Here is a 603-nt window from a genome sequence, read left to right as displayed (position 1 = left end):
CCTCGTGCCGCCCGACGGCCCCGCCTCGTCCCCTCCGAGCCCCCCGCCGCCGGTCGTGGTCCCGCTCGAGCAGGCCCTGGTCCTCGCCGTCGGCGCTGCGGGGGACCGGCGAGCGACGCGCTTGTCGACGCCGTCGAGGCCGACCGCGGCTGGGCCGAGCTCCCCGAGCTGCCGCGGGCGCTGGCCGACGCGTCCGCGCGCACGTGACGATCAGCGTGGCGGTCGCCGGACGTCCGGGCGCGGTGGTCCGGCGATGGCTGCAGACGTCCACCGGGTGGGTCCAGCTGGCGCTCGACGGGGACCGCGTCGTGCACACGGCGAGCAGCCGCGACGGTCTGGCCGCGGAGCTCCTCTACACGCTGACCGGCGCCTTCGAGGCGGCCCTCACCGGGGAGGACGGGCGATGAGCGACCTGGAGGTCAGCGGCGGTGCCGGCGGCATCACCGCGCGCTACGACGACCTGCTCGCCTACGCCGACGTCCTCGACGGCGCGGGCGACGGGCTGCGCGACGTGGGCGGACGGCTGACGGCGATCACCGCCTCGGGCGACCTGGCCCAGGCCGTGGTGCTGTGCCCGGTGGAGGTCGCCGAGGCCGAGGCCGC

At 77.9% G+C, this 603-nt stretch carries 3 protein-coding genes; all 3 read left to right on the top strand.

All coding sequences use genetic code 11. The features are described from left to right. The coding region (locus tag AC2W7G_RS18110; RefSeq protein ID WP_485869654.1) for a hypothetical protein at positions 1-207 on the top strand (207 nt) is incomplete at its 5' end. Beyond that, entirely contained in the window at positions 204-407 is a 204-nt protein-coding gene (locus AC2W7G_RS18105; RefSeq protein WP_485869653.1) for a hypothetical protein, read from the top strand. The genes AC2W7G_RS18110 and AC2W7G_RS18105, both read left to right, overlap by 4 nt. Continuing rightward, the coding region (locus AC2W7G_RS18100) for a hypothetical protein (protein WP_485869652.1) at positions 404-603 on the top strand (200 nt) is incomplete at its 3' end. The genes AC2W7G_RS18105 and AC2W7G_RS18100, both read left to right, overlap by 4 nt.

The sequence above is a fragment of the Aeromicrobium sp. PFPM2_SD2 genome (assembly GCF_057364525.1).
Note: the sequence above shows the minus strand (reverse complement) of the source record. Positions and strands in the feature narration are given on the sequence as shown.